We start from the raw sequence: 18,381 nt of genomic DNA on the forward strand, positions 1-18,381 counted from the left end.
ATTGTAAAGTCCCCTATTTAAGCTATATCTCTTGATGTATCTATGACAACTCCCTCAATACCGACATAGTATCTAAACGTATCAATGAACGGTGTTCTGCCCCTTATCTTTGGTATGGCCAATCTTCTATAGATCTTGTCGCCTATCTTCTCAACATCAAGATCAAAAACAACATCAGAAACATCTATAACTAGGCTAGCTATATCCGGAGAGTGCACATTTTTTATGACATATATATACACGGCGTTTCTCAGCTGTTTAGACAAGTTGTATAATTTCATTAATAGCCATTCCTTCAGACCCTTGCTCACTCTCAAATTTAAAAAGAATGAGAAGTTATCTACTATGATCGTACAATCATTATCCGATATTTTCCCCAACACCTCTCCAACAAAATCGAATATTCTCGTATCTCTGTACGTGTCCTCTATGACAAACTGTCCATTCTCACCGAGATAGTATTCTTTGAACACGTCTATGAACTCGACTTTTGGGTTAAAACCCATTGAAATCATACTGCTCCTTACGTGCTCAGACGGACGGGAAGTGTTGATGTAGTACGTCTTCTTGACAGAAGCAAAACTGTACAGGAAAGCTTCTGGCATACTCAAGGGGTTAGCATAAACACAGACAAGGCTACCTTCGGGTATTCCTCCATCCAATCTACTGTCAAGAACACGAATACCTGTTGGTATAGCCATACTGATAGTCGAACTTTCTCAATATATTAATCTGCTTGTTCCGTTTTGCATTTGCTTAACTTTTTAAACCTCATGTGTATGGGCTGTTGTGGACTATAAAAGTAAACCCTTCATAGTGTTTTGGGAAGTAACGAGAGCTTGCCTTTTAGCCTGTAAGCACTGTAGAGCAAAGGCTCAGACAAAGCCACACCCTAACGAGCTTAATCTTGAGGAGTGCTATGATCTGATAGATCAGTTGAAGAAGTGGAATCCTCTACTAATTATAACCGGTGGCGATCCTCTGATGAGGAAAGACCTCTTTGATATCCTCGAATACGCTGATGGAATGAGAATTGCAATAGCTTTCAGCGGGACTAAGCTTGCTACTGAGGATAAGCTGAAAAAAATGCACGACTTGGGTATTGCGAGGATCGCCGTAAGCATTGACGGAAGTAATCCAGAGATTCACGACCACTTTAGGGGTAGAACTGGAACATTCGAGATGAGCATGAAAATTTTGGATATGGCGAAGGAGATTGGGCTTTCGACTCAGATAAATACGACCGTGACGAGTTACAACATCTTCGATTTACCCAACATAATGAAACTCTGTTTGGAAAAGGGAGTTGACATGTGGGACGTGTTTTTCGTTGTACCAACCGGTCGAGCCAAACCAGAGCTCATGCCTTCGGCAAGGGAATTTGAGGACATTATGTGCTGGCTATACGATGTAAGTAGGAAAACTCCCTTAAACGTAAAAAGCTCTGCCGGATGTCATCTTAGAAGAATTGAGTTCATGAGAGATAGAGGTATATACGATATTCCTCACGGCAAAACGTACTACGAGCTTGCGAAAAGCCTAGAAGGATTTAAAGGAAATAGCAAGGAAATCGTAGCTGGAGCCTACGGTAGGAGTATGGCTTTAAGAAGAATTCCGGGAATAACAGACGGGAGAGGTATGCTTTTCATTAGCCATGTCGGTGATGTCTATCCAAGTGGTTTCCTGCCCTTGAAGGCTGGAAACATTAGAGAGCAGAGCCTAAGAGAGATTTACAATGAAAGCAAGATATTTCAGGATTTGAAGGATCCAGAGAGGTTGAAGGGTAAGTGTGGAAGATGCCAGTTCAAGCACATCTGCGGTGGAAGTAGAGCAAGAGCTTACGCAGTTTTCGGAGATTACCTAATGCAGGAGCCTAAGTGCATATATACACCAAGCTCTCACGACTTTAGCCCTTAAGCTATGAAAAAGTCTATCGAAATTGCACTTGAGAAACTGAAAGGTTTTGAAAATCCAAAGATCGAACTAGAGCAGTACGTCACACCACCAGCCTTGGCGAGCGAGATTGTTGTTAATGCCAAGCTCATAAGTGATTTGGATAACTTAGTTGTTGATTTGGGGTGTGGAACTGGTATTCTTTCCATAGCTTCATCGCTCCTAGGTGCTGAGGCTGTAGGGTTTGATATAGATAGAGAAGCTTTGAGAATTGCGAGGGAAAATGCAAGAGCTATGGAAGTTGAAGCTGATTTTGTGCTTTGTAGTGTTGAAAAGGTCTATCTAAAAGTTCCGCCTAGAAACGTAACTGTAATAATGAACCCGCCATTTGGAATTCAGAAAAGGCATGCAGACAGACCCTTCCTCTTCAAAGCGATGGAGATTGCAAACGTCATTTGGACAATTCATTCCGCTGGAAGCGAGAAATTCATCAGAAAGATCTGCAAAGAAAAGGGTTTTGAAGTAACACACCTATTCAAATTAAAAATTCCGTTGAAAAGGACTTACTCATTCCACGAAAAGCCCTACAGGATGATAGCGGTGGAGGTTTACAGGATGGAACGCTACATTTAAATAGCTACGATCGATTTGCCTTTATGGAAGTTAAGGTCGTTGAAATGGACGGGAATTACGTCAAGCTTGAAATTAGGGGTGAGGATCACACTTACCTGAATTTGCTCCAGCACTACCTCCTTGAGGATGAGGATGTAGAGATTGCGAGGTATTACATCCCCCACCCACTTCAAGACAGGGCGGAGCTTGTGGTCAAGACAAAAAGTAAGAACCCGCTTGAAGCGATTAAAGAAGCTAACGAAAAGATAGTAAAAGCCTGCGATGAGCTTTTAGCCCAGATTTAGCTATATCAAAGGATTTTAAAAGATTAAATCAAATCGATTCTAATTTCTTTACCGGTCTTAACATCTTCATCGTTCAAGCTGAAAGTTTTTGTAACGTTTCCAGCCTTTATCGTGTAGGGCGTTATGGCTTTGACTGGATAGCTCGTATCTTGGGCGTATGGAACCACTATTTCATAAGTTCCGTTCACGACTTTTGCTGCATTTGAGTAAGTAAAAATCCTACCCTGATTTGTTTTAACCTTTACTTCAACCGTAACAGTGTCCGCATTTGCCTTTCCGTATATCTTGGCACCCTTAACTCTCTCAAAGATTTTCACGTATCCGCTTGTAGTGACATTAACGGGTTTTAGGCCAAATTTATCAGCATACTTCTGGTTGAATATTTGCTTGTAGATTGTTTCCTGAAATCCCATCCAGCTCAGCTGTGAAACTGGCTGGGATTCGTATATCAACCTATAATGCGACAGACCGGAGCAGTCCAAGAGGTGCAACTTAGCTTCGGTAGTTTCATACCACTTTTCACTTGGAATATTTATTGGACCGACAACTTTGGCATTCGGAGGAACTTCGTAGATCGTCGGAGCCAATCCCATGCCGTACGGAGTAACGTAAACAAGCCACGGCCCTTCATAGTAGATTTTACTTGCATTCTCTAAGCTACCTTCAGCCCAAACCGCCATTGCGTAATATTTACCGGTTAACATCTCAACATCACTTATTACATACTTCACGTTCAACTTTTCGGCGATGTACTTGCTTTCGTTCTCAGTGAAGGCCGTAAAGAACCACGATGCTCCCGGAACTTCTTTGTATTTGTTCCCGATACCCTGCTGGAATGGATTGGCGTTGGGCATCCTATGAGCTATGGCTTCAATCCAGTGACCGTAGTCCCACCAACTCATGATACCATAAGTTTCGAAAGGATAGGGGTATGGCTTTTTCAAGTCTGGAGAAGGCTCGTAAAGCTGATAATAGTATGCATCGTAGTTGCCATCTGGCGTATTGTTCTTAAGCCAAGTCAAAGCATCCCACCACTCTTTATTAGGACCTCCAACGTATCTACTCTGCTCGTTCGCTAATGCAAAAGTTGGATAGAACAGTAGCACTATCAGCAACACGGATAAGACAACTCTCGTAACGCTGACATCCTTAATTTTATTCTCTAAGGCTTGAACAATGTAATCGTAAAATCTCAATTTTTCGAGCAAAAAGTCCAAGATTAGACCCGATGTTACAGCACAAACAAGAGCAAAGTAGTATGCAAATCTGTTCTGCCCCCACAGAGCTATAAACATAACTATACACCAGAGGAGCGTCAGCAAATACTTGGGTTCCCTCTTTCTGTAAAGCAAGTAGCAAAGGTATAGAAAACCAAGAAATCCAAAGAAGAAAGACATTCCAAAATGAATCCACGCTGGAGCCAAGCTGAAAGTTCCCCCCATGAAGAAAAATGGTTGTACTTCAGCAATCGTTAAAGCACCGCCCTTCGGCTGAATAACACCAGTGATACCGATTATCATGTTTAAAACTTGAGGAGCTAAAATGCCCAGCAGAGCTATTGAAAGAATCGTCAAGCTTAAGAAGGTTATCGGGTAAGCCAGATGCTCTCTAACTCCGATTCTTGTGTAGAACGGCTTAAGCCTCTCTACAAGCTTGAAAAGAATTAGCAAAGCTAAACAGCCCAAGAGAATTAATAGTTGGAATGGTGTATAATAAGTTGTACTGAAGGTAGGAGTCTTGAAAGCGAATGGAAGGTAAAGTAGGGAAGATACGCCAATAGTTATTGCTGTGACTTCTATTAAGCCCTTAGTTTCGAAGAACCTTTCAAGAATTAAAGAAACTGCAACAAAGGTCGTTAGAAACATCGCAAAGACAAAGCTTGGTGCCCAAGTGTCTAGATACATTCCATAAGCTATTCCAGCTAAAATTGCTGAAACTATAGCCTTCCTATCCTTTAACGGGTATTCTGTACTTCTCCAAACATTTAAAGCGTAAGTGTAGAGAGCCAAGGTTGTTATCATCCAAAATGTTTCCCAACAGTGATGATCGTTGAAACCGAGTATCGATCTCTGGAGGTACTGGCCGGGAATCATTGCTATAAGAAGGGCTGAAATTACTCCAACTCTTTTATTGAAAGTCTGGCTTGCAAAAAGATACATTGGCAAAACTGCTAAAGCTCCCGCTAGAACTGGTACAAACGCCAGAACACTTCTAAGTGCTTCCCCTTGAGTGTGACCGGTTGCGATTGCAATTATAGAGCCAAGATAAACTAAGAAGGGCCCAAAATGAGTATAGGTACCGTAAGGATAGTTTGTGAAGGGATCGAACCATATCCTGTTGGGAAAGTTATGGATGCAGTTTTCTATCAATCTGTAATAGTACCAAGGGTCGTTACCTCCCAATCTTACAGTCCAAGTAAAGATGCTGTTCCATGGGTTGACTATTCTTATATACAAGCTTATTATGATAGCGAGAGCCAAGAATGGTATGTACCAATAGTTCTTTTTCATGGCTCGAAGGTCTTTAAAAGATTTATAAGTCTTTTCAGTTTTTGATCACAGATGCTCGCAGAGAGATTTAGAAAACTGAGGGGTCTGGCTTGGAGGGTTATGGACGGGATATTCGAGAACATGTGGGACTACAAATATGTTCCAATTGAGATAATTGCAAGAGATTCTGGAGTTGAAGAACACAAAGCGGAAAAGGTTCTTAAGACTCTTTCTAATGAAAAGTTGATTGAATTAAAGCAGACGGAATATTTAGGTGCCGCTTTTACCTTTCTGGGCTTGTCCTTGTACTCGCTTAACAGATTTGTCAGAAAGAATATTGTTACGATGCTGGGAGAGAAAATGGGTGAAGGAAAGGAGAGCATGGTGTACAACTGCATATCAAAGTGGGGTGAGGCCGTTTTAAAATTTCACAAAGTCGGCTATACGAGCTTCAAGAGAGTTAGAGAAAAGAGAGACTACGGTGATCTGCATTACACCGTTCTAATGATCAGAAGTGCTAAAAATGAGTTTAATGCATTAAAGAAACTTCACAGCAAAGTTAGCGTTCCTAAGCCGTATGGCTGGGAAGGAAACGCTGTTTTAATGGAGCTTATCGATGCAAAAGAGCTTTACAAGGTCAGGCTTGAAAATCCTAAGGAGGTTTTGGATTACATAATCGAAGAAGTTAGAGAGATGTGGAAGTTGGGGATAGTTCACGGAGATCTTAGTCAGTTTAACATTCTCGTAAATCCTGAGGGGATTTGGTTCATAGACTTTCCCCAAGCTATCGATCTTAATGAGATCGAAACGGATGAAGAACTTAGAATGGCTGAGGAAATATTGAGAAGGGACTTAACAAATCTAATAAGCTACTTTAGGAAGACGTACAGGGTAGAGGTGGATGCAGATAGAATAGTTGAGGAGATTTTAAAATCTTGATAAACCTAATTTTAGGCTGGCCGAAAAATTTAAGTCAAGTTAGGTTATCCTAAAGATTGGTGATTGACTATGCCTTGGGGCGACGGTACTGGCCCTTGGGGATTGGGGCCGAGAACTGGTAGAGGGGCCGGATTCTGCTCAGGATACCCAATACCCGGATTCATGAATCGCTTTGTCTTCCCACCCTTCGGAGGTAGGTGGTTTGGATTTTGGAGATTTGCATGGAGATATGGCTGGTGGAGAGGTAGAAGGCTTGGCAGGAGGTGGTGGTGATGCCTTGGGGTTGGGGTAGAGGATGGGGTTGGAGATGGTGGTTCTGGATGACAGGGCTACCAGGATGGCTCAGATGGGCTTATCCATTCTGGTGGTATCCTCCCTACATGACACTTGAAGATGAACTCGAATACTTGGAAGCTCTGAAGAACGACTTAGAGAGGGAGCTCGAAGAGATTAAGAAGAGAATTGAAGAGCTTAAGAAGGAGTTAGGCAAGCAGTAAATTTTTGTATTTTTTAATATTTGTGCAGTTTGTCAAAAGCTTTTTTATCTTGAAGTAGATTTAATCATATGTCCAAAGCTCCCTACGTTAGGGAGTATAAGCAGAGTAAGGCGAGAGGAAAAGACTACATGGTTAGATGCGATGGTTGCGGTAGGAAGGTACCTCGTTTTAAGACTTTTGTAGCCTATAGAGGCTTGAAGCTGGATTACGATATAGTTAGGATGGTTGGTAGAAAGAACATCTCAATCACGAGAGTTAAGGCTTACTACTGCCCCAAGTGCGCGAGAAACTTGGGAATAGTTCAGCCAGGAAAGTTGGGTAGGAGAAAGGATGTATGGATTTAATTTTATCCCTCCTTTCTATTTTTACATGCAAGACAGTTTGGATTCCTTTCATACTCGATCGTAAAGAACTCCATACTTCTCAAATCGAACCTTAAAAGCTTCCCTCTCAGGACTTCCATACCGAGAAGAACCTTGATTGTCTCCGCACACTGAATGCTTCCAGCAACTCCGCATGTAAATCCAAATACTGGCGTAAACCTTTCTTCTTGCTTGGGAAAACTTGAGTAGAGACATCTGTAACAGGGTGAGCCAACAACTGTTGTAACCTCACCTTCGAAGCCGTAGATTGCTCCGTGAACCATCGGAATGTCGTTCCTTACACAAAAATCGTTCAGAATTAGACGAGTTTCGAAGTTGTCTGGGCATGCAACTACGACATCGTAGTGCTTGGCAATAGCTATATTGCTCTCGTTTAGGTTAAACGGATAAGCCTCAACTTCAACATCTGGATTTAGCCTTTCAACAAATTCCATTGCAGATAGAGCCTTGTTCTTGCCAACATTTCCAGCATGGATGAACTGCCTCTGAAGGTTATGCTCTTCAACAACATCGCCATCGACTATGCCGATTTTACCGATTCCAGCAGAAACCAAGTATGTTATGACTACACTTCCCAAACCTCCCGCCCCAACGACAAGCACACGGCTTTTCATCAACTTTTCCTGCCCCTCCTCACCTATCAGGGGAATTTGCCTTGCATACCCGTCCATATTCAGAATCTTTCGAAACTGTTTTTAATGTTTGGATATAATTCACGCTATGAAAGTCAAGGTTGCAATAAACGGTTACGGAACGATTGGTAAGAGGGTTGCCGATGCTGTAAGCAAGCAGGACGATATGGAAGTTATAGGCGTCACAAAGACTAAACCCGACTTCGAGGCTAAGATGGCCATAAGAAAGGGATACAAGCTTTACTGTGCAATTCCTGAAAATTTAGAGCTTTTTGAATCTGCTGGTATTAGGGTTGAGGGAACAGTTGATGATCTTATCAATAAGGCAGATATTGTAGTCGATTGCTCACCCGGTAAAGTTGGAGCTCAAAACAAACCAATGTATGAGAAGGCCGGTGTTAAGGCGATATTTCAGGGTGGAGAGAAGAAGGATGTTGCTGAATTATCTTTCAACGCCTTGGCAAATTATGAAAAGGCCGTGGGCAAGAACTACGTTAGGGTTGTAAGTTGCAACACTACGGGATTGGTTAGAGTCCTTTACCTCCTCGACACGAACTTTGGAATTGAGAAGGTAAGGGCTGTAATGATTAGGAGGGTTGTTGACCCTAAGGAAGATAAGAAGGGTTTGGTTAATGGGATAATGCCCGATCCCGTAAAGTTGCCATCGCATCACGGTCCAGACGTGCAGACTGTTTTACCTCACATCGACATAACGACTGTCGCATTCAAAGTTCCAACAACACTCATGCACGTTCACTCGCTGAACGTTCAGCTGAAGGAGAAAGCGAGTGAGGATGATGTGATCGACGTTTTCGAGAAAGAGCCTAGAATTCTGCTGGTTTCAAAGGATGACGGCTTTACATCCACAGCCAAGATAATCGAGTGGGCGAGAGAACTTAGAATTAGATACGACCTTTTTGAAAATGTCGTTTGGAGGGATTCGATCGCAGTTGTTGGTAACGAGCTTTATCTTACTCAGGCGATTCATCAGGAGGCTATAGTAGTTCCAGAGAACATAGATGCGATCAGAGCGATGCTTGAGATGGCTGATAAGGAGGAAAGCATAAGGAAGACAAACGAAAGCTTAGATATTGGCAAGTTCCAGATCTAATAAAAGCTCTCAGTACGTGGTACTATGATCCTAGAAGCATCGCTCGGAGTTTCGTTGCTGCTCAGCTTCATAACAGCCTTTATAATAGCCTTCTTTACGTCTCCAGCCGGTGTTTCCGGCGCATTTTTATTAATGCCATTTCAAATCAGCGTTTTGAGTATAATAACACCTTCTGCAAACGCTACCAACTTCCTTTACAACGTAATAGCAATACCGAGTGGTGTTTACAAGTATTGGAAAGAGGGAAGATTTCTATGGATACTGGCAATCGCTATGATTGCTGGATACATTCCGGGAATCCTGCTCGGAACGGTTGTAAGAACTACGTTACTTTTCTATCCTGAATACTTCAAGAAGTTCGTAGGTATCGTCCTCCTGTATCTAGCATTTACACTTGTGAGATCTAAGAGAAAATACTCAAAGATCGAAAGAGTTAACGTTAAATTTGTAAGCTTGAGGAGGGTTGTATTCGGTTCGAATGGACACGATTACGAGTTCAATCCGCTTAGCATTTCTACTGTTTCCTTTGTAGTTGGTATAATTGGAGGATGTTATGGAGTTGGTGGGGGCGCTCTTATGTCGCCTATACTTGTAGGAATTTTCAAGTTGCCCGTGCACGCGATAGCGGGTGCAAACCTCTTCGGCACATTTGTGTCATCAGTCGTAGGAGTAGTCAGTTATACTGTAAGTGGTTGGCAACCTAGAATTGATTTAGGACTCGCGTTCGGTTTCGGTGGGATGTTGGGAATGTATCTGGGTGCGCACATTCAGAAGTTTATGCCAGAGAGATTGATAAGGTCGATTTTAGCTGTCTTAATAACCGTCCTTGCGTTGAAGTACATCGTAGGCTGAAAAACAGCAAAATTTTTACTACTCAATTTTTATCAATATGTATGAGAATCGTAGCGCTGGGAGACATTCACAACGAAGATGTTACAGTTCCAGATGGTGATTTAATTGTGATAGCTGGCGATTTTACAGTTGAAGGGCCAGTCGAGTTTGCCAAAAAGTTCTTGGATAAAATAGAAGGTAGAGTTTTGGCAATTCCGGGAAACATGGATCCAAAAGGGGTTTTAGATATCCTAGAATCTAGAGGAGTCTCAATACACAGAAAGACTGTTGAAATTAATGGGATAACATTCTTCGGATTTGGAGGTTCTTCTACCACACCATTTAACACACCGTTTGAATTCGATGATGAAGAGATTGAGAAACACATTTCGGGATTCAAAGCAGATGTAGCTATCTTTCACGACACACCTTATGGCATCTTTGACTGGGTTGGTGGCAAGAGTGTAGGCAGTATGGCTGTAAGGAGATGGATAGAAAGCGTTAAGCCGAAGCTGGTATTCTGTGCACATATTCATGAGCATGAAGGAGTTGCAAAACTCAACGATACTCTGATAGTCAAAATCCCCCCAGCAAATAAGGGTAGGGGAGTTATAGTCGAATTTGAAGATTTCAGCAACGTGATAGTTAGATTCATTAGTTTAAAGCCCTAAGAACCTCTTGCCATCTTTCATTACGTGAAACGTATGCTCTGGAGTCCATATAACCCCAATTAGCTCATATTCTTTGTTTCCTCTAACCTTTCCCTTCTGGGGATAGAACAAGCCTATCTGCTTCCATCCATCATCGTCCTCAACCAAAACTATGAACTTCTCACCAGCTTTCTTGATTATGCATGCTCTACTTTCCAAGCCGAAGTAGTTTGCATAGCCGGTGTAATGAACGCTCCCCTCCTTTTGGAAGAGTACAAACTCGGAAATTCTCATTGAATGTGCTCTGGCAGGATGTATTTAACTCTTGCTCAAACTATATCTCTCGATGTGTCTATCTCTAAAACGCTCCTTTCAGTCTTGAATCTGACGTAATTTGGTATCGCGTAACCTCCGATCATTTTAGGTATTGCAAACTTGAAAATGAACCTTTCTCCGACTTTTTCGGACTCTATCACCATAACACCGTCACTTATGTACATTAGCTTTGAAAGCTCTTTGCTTTCATAATAATCCTTTAGAACAATTGCGTTGATTATCAAATCGTTGCTGTATGCGATTGTTCTCAGCTCAAGCGCCTCCTTGTAATCTCCCTTAAACTCTACACACTCTGACACTTCTCAAATTCCTTAGACTATCAAAATCTACGACTTCAAAGCTGTAGCCCAGTGCTTTAGCTTCGTTCATTACGATATCATTGGTCTTGAAACTCGGAACGTAGTAATCGCACATGCCGTAGATGAGAAGTTCGGGAGTTGCAAGGGGATCGATAAGGACTGTTATGAAGGATGGAACGGGAAAACCACCCGTAATCCTACCAACTATCTTGATACCGCTCTCGATTTTTCTCTTCATGCAAAGAGATTTGAGCAATGCATATAAAAAGCGTTTGGAAAAATTGTCTTCATGGAAGAAGTCTACTTTCAGTGCGACACGTATGGTTACGTTTTCCTAGAGAATCCGTACAAATTTCCAATTAAATGCCCACAGTGCGGAAGTGAAGATGTTGTAAGAATTTAGATTTCAATGCTTTCTATGAATCTCAACCTCTTCGGAATTGGCGGATGAGTTGACAGGAACTCCTGAAGTGGAGAAACCTCCATTCTCTTCAATCTCTCTATTTCGCTCGTTATTGGATTGGCCACGGCGTTGACAAGTGCGTAAATGAACAAAGTCTTCAGCTTACTCTCAGCTATCCTATCCATGAAAGACGGATACCTTTCGTAGAACAGATGAATCTTAGCCAAGCTTCTCTGCATAGCCGATTTGCTCGTGGCGAGTACTCCCTCAAAGTCTGCATAGTACTCTCTGAGTCTGCTGAAGGCCAGAACTAGTATCTGAACTATGAACGATATCAGCACTGCAGCAATCCCAACGATAGCTAGTTGTGCCCCCCTTCTATCGTCTCTCATACTTGCATGTATGAGTGCGTAGCCCAAGTAGAAGATTACCGACGGTAATAAACCGAAGAACAACATTACTAGGTTATCTCTGTGCTTGTGATGACCTATTTCGTGGCCTATAACGGCTTCAAGCTCATCTCTTGAAAGCATTTGAAGCAGTGTATCCGATACTGCTACGTATTTACCCGTTATGAAGTTACCGTAAGCGAACGCATTGGGTGGACTTCTTACTACAACCGCCTTAGGTGGCTTTACACCGAGCCTGTATGCAACGTCGTTCACAATTTCTTGCAGTCTGGCATCCCATCTAGCACTGTAACTTAAGTTAATCATGAACGGAGATACGAGGTACATCAGGAGATTTATTACGAGGATAAACACAGCTAGACCTAATACACTGACGTAGAAGCCAGCCAGACTTAGTATCGCGTAGATAGTTACGGAAGATATGAACACGATAAGCGCAGCCAGTATAACCATCGAAGTGTATAGGGAAAACTTACCCGCAAATTTACTCGCGACTTTCGGTGCTACTGTGCTCGCTAAGATTAGCATCAAGAAGTATCCTAACACCGCCAGCATCATGTATATTGGATCAAATATCAGGAACATGTGATGAGAATATCATCGGGTGATAAATTCCTTTCGCTAAACTTGGACGAGTCTTCCGTTTTCTACTTTTAATTTCCCCGTTTTGTAGCACACGTCACTCAACTGACATTCAGCTTCGAATACGTATGTTGAGTAATCGAAGGAACTTTCATCCCTCTTAATCGTTATCAGAACATCATACAAATCGCTGATGTAGTAATCGATCCTCGTTTGAGTTTTCAGATGTTTAAATCCAAAAAGTGTTATATCTCTTGGAAGGATTCCGTAGGATTCGAGTAGGAGTCTCAAAGCCTCCTTTTCATCCAGCATGCTCATGATGTAGGCTATACTGCTGTAAAGTATCAAAACAGACTTTCTATCCAAACATCTTAGAGTTTCCATCAGAGCTACGAATTCTTCTCTTGGTGTGCTGTGTTCTATAAATGCGTAGAGCTTCCCAAAGTTAATTTCATTCGAATGACCTATCTTGATTATATTGATGTTGTCCAAAAGTTTTGCCATGTTGGAATCCGAAAACATGAGATACTCAGCTCTTCTACAAAATCTGTAATAGATGGTATCGGAATAAATGACTATATATACATCTCTGCCTGAAAACGTTGGAATTATATACTGAAAAATGAATAGGTCTTTGACTACGGAAGAATCGTAAAGTACTCTCGTTCTCATTCCCTTTAACTCTTTCAGAAGCTCTGTCAGATTAACGTATATATCCTCCATTGTTAATGCTCATCAGGTAAAAGGTTATATAAAAGCTTAGTGCTTGTTAGCACAGAGATGATGAATTCAGCCTTGACTGAACAATGATGAAACCTGGCTGTCTGATCACAGCTTTTTAACCATATACTCAAACCTTTTTCTGTATCCGAACTTCCTGTAGTATTCTCTAACTCCAACACCACTTATAACTGCAATCTCATCAAACTTTTCTTTTGCAATCTCTTCAGCAGTCTTAAGAAGTTTCTCACCAAAACCTCGATGCTGGAATGCTCCTTTCTCCTTTACACCTATCGGAACAGCCCTACCGTAAACGTGCAACTCCCTTATTAGTGCACAGTCCTCTATAGCCTTTATGAAAGGCTTATGCGGGAATCTCAGCCTGATGAATCCAATGAGAGCATCGTAGCTTGGAATCTCATAGGATATAAAGTATTCAATCCCCTTTGATGCCCTATATCTTCTAATCACAAGCTCTGCATCTTTCAACAATTCTTCAACATCCTTACCTCTCAGCTTGTGTCCAACTTCCCTACATCTTATGCATCTACAGCTGTAACCCAACTCCTTAAGCTTGGCATGAACTAACTGCCTTATGTTTCCCTTATCCAATCCGATAGCTTTATCGACTGGAATGTCTCTCTGAATTCTCTGAACTCTCACCCAAACTGGGAAACGCCTTTTAGCTAAAGCTATAAGCTCTACAACCTCCTCCGTGCTGTAAGGCTTGTATAAGCCCTTCTTATACCACTTGTAAAGCTCCGTTCCCTCAACAACCAGCGTTGGGTAAATCTTAAGGTAATCTGGCTTGAATCTCTCATCTTCAAATATGATCCTGAACATCTTTAGGTCCCTTTCAAAATTTGAATTTGGTAAACCGGGCATTACGTGATAACCAACTTTGAAGGCGGAATCCTTCAAGAGTTGAGTAGCCCTAACTATGTCCTCAACCGTGTGTCCTCTCCTTATTGTCTCAAGCACATCATCGTAAACGCTTTGCACACCAATTTCAACTTTAGTTCCGCCAAATCTCAACATCTCGATTATATGTTCCTCTCCGGCATAATCTGGGCGTGTTTCGAACGTTATACCGATACATCTGGCTTTAGCCCTCTCATTCTTTCTCTTAGCCTTCTCTAAATCTTTCTCGAACTTAAATCTCTTCTTTCCAAAAGCGTTCAAGGCGTTAAAGATTCCGAGCATGAACCATTCCTTGTATTCTCTAGGTCTCGCTGGAAATGTTCCACCCATCACGATTATCTCAACCTTGTCGACATCGTGCCCCAACTCGTGGAGCTCGTTCAACCTTGCATAAACCTGCCTGAACGGATGATAGTGATGCTGTCTCCCTCTCTGTGCCGCAGGCTCCAAACCAATATAGCTTTGTGGCGTACCTCTCTCAACTCCACCGGGACACATCAAGCACTTTCCATGAGGACATGGAGCTGGAGAAGACATCACACTCACAACAGCCACACCGGAAATCGTTCTTACTGGTTTAACCCTCAATAGATCTCTCAACTCCTCGTAACCCGCTCTACCCTTCCAAGCCTTGAGAATTTCGGCATCGCTAGGAATTTTAGGTAGCTTGAACCTTCGGCTGACTACTTTCTTTATCTTCGCAACTTCCTCCTTGCTCTTAGGCTTAATCCTCAGTATCTCCTTCCCTATCTCTATTAGTGCGTTCATGCTCCAAGACTTCTGGTAGGTACACTCTGTTTAAAAGGTTTGGTCGAGATTTATAAAGCGTAACTCAAAGGCTTGAAATCATGAAATCGATGTCATCATTGGACATCTACGTCTGCGTTAGGGAACTTCAAGAGTTAATAGGGGGAAAGGTTGAGAAGATTTATCACTATCCTCCCAACGAAATCAGAATAAAGATTTACGCTAAAGGAAGGAAGGATTTGATTATTGAAGCTGGTAGGAGAATTCATCTGACTATTTTCCCAAAAGAAAGTCCAAAATTTCCATCTCCCTTCGCCATGCTCCTGAGAAAGCACTTAGAAGGTAAGAGAATTGAGAAAATCTGGCAACACGACTTCGACAGGGTCGTAGTCATTGATTTTGGGGACAGGAAGATCGTTGCGGAGCTTTTTGCTAAGGGAAACGTTGCTCTAACTGATGAAAATTTTGACGTGATCATGGACATTCATGGGAAGAGGGGCAGATACGAGTTCCCCGAGAAAAAACCTCCTTTCGAGCTTACGCTTGATGAACTAAAGAAGCTCTGCAGTGAGGAGAAAGAAATAGTCAAGCTTTTGGCTGTGAAATGTGGGTTGGGAGGTTTGTTTGCAGAGGAGACATGCTTGAGAGCTGGGATCGACAAGAACAAGCTCGGCAAAGACTTGAGCGATGAAGAGTTTGAGAGAATATACAGAGCGATGATGTCCATATTTGAGCCAGTCTTCAAGGGAGATATAAAACCGCACATCGTGATAAAAGACGGTGAATATATAGACGTTTTGCCGATAGAGCTTGAATACTACAGAGATTACGAGAAGAAATATTTTGAGAGCTTTAACAAAGCTTTGGATGAATTCTATTCAAAGACAATTGCTGAAACTGAAGAAGAGGAGAGCGAGGAACTTAAAAAGCTTAGAAAAAGACTTGAGATCCAGCTTGAGAGCAAGAGGAAGCTTGAGGAGGAGGCTGAGAAGTTCAAGTCTCTGGGAGATTTTATATACGAGAACTACGCAACGATTGAGAAAGCCCTCAACGCATTTAGGCAGGCTAAAGAAAAGATGAGTTTTGAAGAGTTTAAGGCTAAGGCTAAGAGCCTTAAGTTTGTAAAAGATGTAGGAAAGGATTACGTTGTCATTGTCCTTAATGGAAAGGAGATAAGGCTTGATCTGGATAAAGACATACACGGAATTGCCGAATCTTACTACGAGAAGGCCAAGAAAGCTAGAGAGAAACTTGAAGGACTGCTTATCGCTATTGAGAAGACTAAAAAGGAGATTGAAGAAGCTGAAAGAAAGGAGAAGTTGAAATACACTGCACCCATAAGGATCGTTAGAAAGAGGGAGTGGTTTGAGAGGTTTAGGTGGTTTATAACTTCAGATGGATTTCTGGCAATAGGTGGTAGGAATGCTCAGATGAACGAGGAAATCGTTTCGAAGTATTTGGAGCCTAAAGATTTGTTCTTTCATACTCAAACACCCGGAGCACCAGCTGTTGTGCTTAAAAAGGGGTTGGAGGCTCCAGAAATTAGTATAGTTGAAACGGCTCAGTTTGCAGCGATTTACTCCTCGCTGTGGAAGCAGGGACTTCACAGTGGTGAAGTCTATTACGTCACAGCCGATCAAGTTAAAAAATCTGCAAAAGCTGGAGAATACTTGCCGAAAGGATCATTTTACATCGTCGGTAAGAGAAACTACATTACGGTCGAGCTTAAGTGTGCTGTAGGGGTTGATCTGAGCAACTTGAGAGTCATGGGCGGGCCTGTTTCTGCAATTTCGAAGCACTGCGATTACTACGTGGTTTTGGAGATTGGAGATAAAGATATTAACGAGATTTCTGTTGAGATTGCTAAAACTTTAGTTGAAAGAGCTAAAGAGGATGAAAGGCATGTGGTCAAGGCCATAGCAACGCCCGATGAGATTTCCAAGTTCCTACCACCGGGTAAATCGAGAATAGTTGGAGTATTTCCAAAGTGAACAAGAGAAACTTTAATTTGTAGCAATACCATAGGAGATCGAAGTGATGAGGCTGGGGATTCTGAGATTGCGATGATGAATTCTGGGGTATCTGAAAATTTTTAAAACACTTGACAAAGTCTGGCATTCAATGAGGACGATCAAGGTTTTCGATACGACACTTAGAGATGGAGAACAGATGCCCGGTGTATCATTACCTGTCAATTACAAGATTCAGATTGCCAAACAGCTGGATAAGCTAGGTGTAGATGTTATAGAGGCCGGTTTTCCTTCCGCATCGAAGGGGGAGTTTGAAGCTGTTAAGGAGATCGCAAACTTGGGTTTAAATGCAAAGATATGCGGTTTGGCCAGAGTTGTCAAGAAAGATATTGATCAGGCTATCAAGGCTGATGTAGATATCGTTCACGTCTTCATTCCAACTTCAAAAATTCAGGTTGAGCACACAATTAAAAAGACTCCAGACGAAATCGTTCAACTGTCGGTCGATGCTGTAGAATACGTCAAATCTCACGGCGTTGAATGCATGTTCTCCGCGATGGATGCTACGAGAACTGAAATGGACTTTCTGAAGAGGATTTACAAGGCTGTCGAAGAAGCTGGCGTAGATATAATAAATGTGCCAGATACTGTGGGAATAGCAACTCCATTCAGGTTCTACGACATGATCAAAAAGCTTAAAGAACATCTCAACGTTCCTATAGATGTTCACTGTCACAACGACTTTGGATTGGCCACAGCAAACACGTATGCAGCAGTTCTAGCTGGAGCGGATGAAGTCCAAGTTACAGTGAATGGATTGGGTGAGAGGGCCGGAAACGCTCCTCTTGAGGAGGTTGTGGCATTATTGTATGCCGAGGGTTTCAAGACAAACATAAGGATGGAATACCTAGTTGAGACATCTCGCTTAGTTGAGAGGCTTACAGGAGTCAAGATGCCACCGAACAAGCCGATTGTCGGCGAAAACGCCTTCAGTCATGAGAGTGGTATTCATGCTCACGGAGTGCTTAAGGATGCAAGAACTTTCGAGCCAGGAATTATAACGCCTGAGATGGTCGGGCATAAACGTAGGATAGTCGTTGGAAAACATGCGGGTAGGCATCAGATCAAGAAGATTTTAGAGGATGCTGGCTATGTTGTGGATGACGAAAAACTTAGCATAATCGTTCAAAAGGTTAAGGAGCTTGGGGACAAGGGTAAGAAGGTTACAGACTTGGACTTGTTTGCGATAGCAGAATCGGTATTGGGTGAAGTGAGTGAAAAGGATAGGATCATAAATGTTGACGAGGTTACGGTTCTAACTGGAAACAAGATTACTCCTACAGCTGTAATAAATGCTGAAGTTGAAGGTGAAAGGAAGGTTACATCTGCGATTGGTGTCGGACCTGTGGATGCAACGTTTAAAGCTGTAACAGAGCTTCTGGGAAGGAAGATTAAGATTACCGAGTTCAGGTTGGATGCTATAACTGGAGGTAGCGATGCTCTGGCAAATGTCTACGTCACTGTTGAGGACGAGGATGGCGAGACCTTTACTGCGAGGAGTGCTGGTGCGGACATAGTCATGGCATCTTTCGATGCTGTTATAAAGGCTGTAAACTACCTTATGCTTAAGAAGAAGAGGAAGAAGTAAGGT

Annotated in this window: 21 protein-coding genes; 12 read left to right on the plus strand and 9 right to left on the minus strand. The window is 42.2% G+C overall.

From position 1 onward, the window contains the following. Positions 1 to 17 precede the first annotated feature (17 nt). Complete coding sequence (locus ARCPR_RS03605; protein WP_012940122.1) at positions 18 to 701, minus strand: RAD55 family ATPase; 684 nt, start codon at positions 699 to 701, stop codon at positions 18 to 20. Between the two features lie 88 nt (positions 702 to 789). Here ARCPR_RS03605 and ARCPR_RS03610 point away from each other — a divergent pair, with 88 nt between their 5' ends. The 3 genes from ARCPR_RS03610 to ARCPR_RS03620 are packed head-to-tail and all read left to right on the plus strand — an operon-like array spanning position 790 to position 2,810. Beyond that, the gene (locus ARCPR_RS03610; RefSeq protein ID WP_012940123.1) at positions 790 to 1,917 is read left to right on the plus strand and encodes a TIGR04053 family radical SAM/SPASM domain-containing protein; all 1,128 of its coding nucleotides are present in this window, start codon (positions 790 to 792) and stop codon (positions 1,915 to 1,917) included. A gap of 3 nt (positions 1,918 to 1,920) precedes the next feature. After that, positions 1,921 to 2,526, plus strand: coding sequence for an METTL5 family protein (locus ARCPR_RS03615; RefSeq protein ID WP_012940124.1), 606 nt, complete (start codon positions 1,921 to 1,923; stop codon positions 2,524 to 2,526). A 23-nt stretch (positions 2,527 to 2,549) separates the two neighbouring features. After that, positions 2,550 to 2,810 (plus strand): RpoL/Rpb11 RNA polymerase subunit family protein, encoded by a 261-nt coding sequence (locus ARCPR_RS03620; protein WP_012940125.1) that lies wholly within the window; start codon positions 2,550 to 2,552, stop codon positions 2,808 to 2,810. A gap of 23 nt (positions 2,811 to 2,833) precedes the next feature. Here ARCPR_RS03620 and ARCPR_RS03625 read toward each other — a convergent pair whose 3' ends face one another. Next, positions 2,834 to 5,320: an oligosaccharyl transferase, archaeosortase A system-associated gene (locus ARCPR_RS03625; RefSeq protein WP_012940126.1), complete on the minus strand. Its 2,487-nt coding sequence runs from the start codon at positions 5,318 to 5,320 to the stop codon at positions 2,834 to 2,836. Positions 5,321 to 5,371: 51 nt separating this feature from the next. Between ARCPR_RS03625 and ARCPR_RS03630 the strand changes: the two genes are divergently transcribed. The 4 genes from ARCPR_RS03630 to ARCPR_RS03640 all read left to right on the plus strand — a co-directional run bounded on the left by ARCPR_RS03630 (position 5,372) and on the right by ARCPR_RS03640 (position 7,079). Then, a complete protein-coding gene (locus tag ARCPR_RS03630) occupies positions 5,372 to 6,238 on the plus strand; it encodes an RIO1 family regulatory kinase/ATPase domain-containing protein (protein WP_012940127.1) in 867 nt (288 codons plus the stop codon). 69 nt (positions 6,239 to 6,307) lie between these two features. Then, on the plus strand, positions 6,308 to 6,511 hold the full coding sequence (locus ARCPR_RS10100; protein ID WP_012940128.1) for a DUF5320 domain-containing protein: 204 nt from the start codon (positions 6,308 to 6,310) through the stop codon (positions 6,509 to 6,511). After that, on the plus strand, positions 6,511 to 6,735 hold the full coding sequence (locus ARCPR_RS10105; protein ID WP_012940129.1) for a DUF5320 domain-containing protein: 225 nt from the start codon (positions 6,511 to 6,513) through the stop codon (positions 6,733 to 6,735). The genes ARCPR_RS10100 and ARCPR_RS10105 overlap by 1 nt, the downstream gene beginning before the upstream one ends. A 68-nt stretch (positions 6,736 to 6,803) precedes the next feature. Beyond that, entirely contained in the window at positions 6,804 to 7,079 is a 276-nt protein-coding gene (locus ARCPR_RS03640) for an eS26 family ribosomal protein (protein ID WP_012940130.1), read from the plus strand. 2 nt (positions 7,080 to 7,081) lie between these two features. On the opposite strand, the gene ARCPR_RS03645 is transcribed toward ARCPR_RS03640, so the two are convergent. Further along, on the minus strand, positions 7,082 to 7,789 hold the full coding sequence (locus ARCPR_RS03645; protein ID WP_012940131.1) for a HesA/MoeB/ThiF family protein: 708 nt from the start codon (positions 7,787 to 7,789) through the stop codon (positions 7,082 to 7,084). Between the two features lie 49 nt (positions 7,790 to 7,838). Between ARCPR_RS03645 and ARCPR_RS03650 the strand changes: the two genes are divergently transcribed. Genes ARCPR_RS03650 through ARCPR_RS03660 form a run of 3 tightly spaced genes read left to right on the plus strand, consistent with a single transcriptional unit; the run spans position 7,839 to position 10,363 of the window. After that, positions 7,839 to 8,861, plus strand: coding sequence for a type II glyceraldehyde-3-phosphate dehydrogenase (locus ARCPR_RS03650; RefSeq protein ID WP_012940132.1), 1,023 nt, complete (start codon positions 7,839 to 7,841; stop codon positions 8,859 to 8,861). A 24-nt stretch (positions 8,862 to 8,885) separates the two neighbouring features. Then, a complete protein-coding gene (locus ARCPR_RS03655) occupies positions 8,886 to 9,713 on the plus strand; it encodes a sulfite exporter TauE/SafE family protein (RefSeq protein WP_012940133.1) in 828 nt (275 codons plus the stop codon). 41 nt (positions 9,714 to 9,754) lie between these two features. Then, a complete protein-coding gene (locus tag ARCPR_RS03660) occupies positions 9,755 to 10,363 on the plus strand; it encodes a metallophosphoesterase family protein (RefSeq protein ID WP_012940134.1) in 609 nt (202 codons plus the stop codon). Here ARCPR_RS03660 and ARCPR_RS03665 read toward each other — a convergent pair. The 6 genes from ARCPR_RS03665 to ARCPR_RS03690 all read right to left on the minus strand — a co-directional run bounded on the left by ARCPR_RS03665 (position 10,352) and on the right by ARCPR_RS03690 (position 14,781). Next, positions 10,352 to 10,636 carry a hypothetical protein gene (locus tag ARCPR_RS03665; RefSeq protein WP_012940135.1) on the minus strand — a complete coding sequence of 95 codons (285 nt, stop codon included), beginning with the start codon at positions 10,634 to 10,636 and terminating at the stop codon, positions 10,352 to 10,354. The two genes, ARCPR_RS03660 and ARCPR_RS03665, sit on opposite strands and share 12 nt — an antisense overlap. A gap of 35 nt (positions 10,637 to 10,671) precedes the next feature. After that, positions 10,672 to 10,977 carry a hypothetical protein gene (locus ARCPR_RS03670; protein WP_012940136.1) on the minus strand — a complete coding sequence of 102 codons (306 nt, stop codon included), beginning with the start codon at positions 10,975 to 10,977 and terminating at the stop codon, positions 10,672 to 10,674. Continuing rightward, positions 10,955 to 11,215 carry a hypothetical protein gene (locus tag ARCPR_RS03675; RefSeq protein WP_012940137.1) on the minus strand — a complete coding sequence of 87 codons (261 nt, stop codon included), beginning with the start codon at positions 11,213 to 11,215 and terminating at the stop codon, positions 10,955 to 10,957. Before ARCPR_RS03675 ends, ARCPR_RS03670 begins: the two co-directional genes overlap by 23 nt. Before the next feature lie 161 nt (positions 11,216 to 11,376). Further along, complete coding sequence (locus ARCPR_RS03680) at positions 11,377 to 12,375, minus strand: zinc metalloprotease HtpX (RefSeq protein WP_012940139.1); 999 nt, start codon at positions 12,373 to 12,375, stop codon at positions 11,377 to 11,379. 36 nt (positions 12,376 to 12,411) lie between these two features. Then, positions 12,412 to 13,095, minus strand: coding sequence for a hypothetical protein (locus tag ARCPR_RS03685; RefSeq protein ID WP_012940140.1), 684 nt, complete (start codon positions 13,093 to 13,095; stop codon positions 12,412 to 12,414). A gap of 105 nt (positions 13,096 to 13,200) precedes the next feature. After that, positions 13,201 to 14,781, minus strand: a complete 1,581-nt coding sequence (locus tag ARCPR_RS03690; protein ID WP_012940141.1) for a tRNA uridine(34) 5-carboxymethylaminomethyl modification radical SAM/GNAT enzyme Elp3 — start codon at positions 14,779 to 14,781, stop codon at positions 13,201 to 13,203. An 80-nt stretch (positions 14,782 to 14,861) separates the two neighbouring features. On the opposite strand from ARCPR_RS03690, the gene rqcH reads away from it, so the two are divergent. Further along, positions 14,862 to 16,751, plus strand: a complete 1,890-nt coding sequence (gene rqcH / locus ARCPR_RS03695; protein WP_048084370.1) for a ribosome rescue protein RqcH — start codon at positions 14,862 to 14,864, stop codon at positions 16,749 to 16,751. A 130-nt stretch (positions 16,752 to 16,881) separates the two neighbouring features. Beyond that, on the plus strand, positions 16,882 to 18,378 hold the full coding sequence (locus tag ARCPR_RS03700; protein WP_012940143.1) for a 2-isopropylmalate synthase: 1,497 nt from the start codon (positions 16,882 to 16,884) through the stop codon (positions 18,376 to 18,378). Positions 18,379 to 18,381: the final 3 nt, after the last annotated feature.

Origin of the sequence: Archaeoglobus profundus DSM 5631 (assembly GCF_000025285.1) — an archaeon.
GTDB classification, from domain to species: domain Archaea; phylum Halobacteriota; class Archaeoglobi; order Archaeoglobales; family Archaeoglobaceae; genus Archaeoglobus_B; species Archaeoglobus_B profundus.